The 664-nt window shown below is 28.2% G+C and carries 2 protein-coding genes; both read right to left on the bottom strand.

Translation table 11 applies throughout. The features are described 5' to 3' along the window. Nucleotides 1-284: hypothetical protein (locus tag KTF99_RS16875; RefSeq protein WP_029482541.1), on the bottom strand; the 284-nt coding region annotated here is incomplete at its 3' end. 67 nt (nucleotides 285-351) lie between these two features. Further along, nucleotides 352-558 (bottom strand): hypothetical protein, encoded by a 207-nt coding sequence (locus KTF99_RS16870; protein WP_254210234.1) that lies wholly within the window; start codon nucleotides 556-558, stop codon nucleotides 352-354. Nucleotides 559-664 lie beyond the last annotated feature (106 nt).

The following is a 664-nucleotide window of genomic DNA, read 5'->3' as shown; positions in this document are numbered from 1 at the left end:
GTTAAAACAAATATTCCTTTATTTTTCCAGAGGTTAAATGAATAATAATCTACATTTGCTAAAGCACATATCCTGCTCATATGAAAATATTTTGATTTTTTCAACAGCTCCCTTTTGGATGACTCAAATTCACTGTCTTCAAAAGTATATTTCCTTTTTTTACCGTTCTCTTTTATAATAACTTCTGGATATTCAAATTCATTATCATCCATAAACTCATCAAGCTGATCCTGATTACTAACTCTTGTTATTAATTTATCGTTTAGATCATAAATCTCAATCATTCTTTTATCCCCCAAAAAACATTTTTTATAACAGCTGTACGGTATTTATGATGTTGGAAAAGCATTTTTACATAAGATATTTCCTTTTAAACACTCTGAATTTTTCCATAAAAGAATTGAATTCATCATTAGAAATCTGTTCGTCTTTTTCGATTTTTTCAATAGTCGGTCTGCACTCTTCCATCATTAGTTTTATATGAGCAACCGCCTTGTCATTTCCTCTACTCAATTTTATAAGATAATCATACAGTTTGTCATATAAATCATCATTCATAAACTGACTAAAATACTGACAGTTTTTCACGTCTATAATATTAATTAAGTTTCTTGCTATAATTTCTCTGTCTCTCACAATAATCACCGTTTAATATTATCGCATA

This window comes from Erysipelatoclostridium sp. MSK.7.34, assembly GCF_019041935.1.
Classification (GTDB): domain Bacteria; phylum Bacillota_I; class Bacilli_A; order Erysipelotrichales; family Coprobacillaceae; genus Thomasclavelia; species Thomasclavelia ramosa.
The sequence above is the reverse complement of the archived record's forward strand: the minus strand, read 5'-3'. Positions and strand labels throughout refer to the sequence as shown.

Coding starts and splice junctions, on each gene's coding strand:
- KTF99_RS16870 (WP_254210234.1), bottom strand. CDS start 558: ATGAATGATGATTTATATGACAAACTGTATGATTATCTTATAAAATTG.